Annotated in this window: 1 protein-coding gene; it reads left to right on the top strand. The window is 38.2% G+C overall.

Translation table 11 applies throughout. The features are described 5' to 3' along the window. On the top strand, nucleotides 1-217 hold a 217-nt coding region (locus CHH91_RS19675; RefSeq protein WP_176465900.1), incomplete at both ends, for a helix-turn-helix domain-containing protein.

Here is a 217-nt window from a genome sequence, read left to right on the forward strand (position 1 = left end):
ATTGGCTGCTCTTTATCTGGCCGCTTAAGTGTGGATTCGTTTATTCAAAAACATTTCTTAAGCCGTTCTACATTCTTCCGTAAGCTCCATAAAATCAAACCTTTGCTTCATGCTTTCCATCTACGATTTGAGCCGAGGACGTTTAAACTTATTGGCAAAGAACATCATATCCGCATTTTTTATTTTTGCTTTTTTTGGGAAGTGACCGGAAGTGGAA

This window comes from Virgibacillus sp. 7505 (assembly GCF_002272135.1).
Taxonomy (GTDB): domain Bacteria; phylum Bacillota; class Bacilli; order Bacillales; family Amphibacillaceae; genus Terribacillus.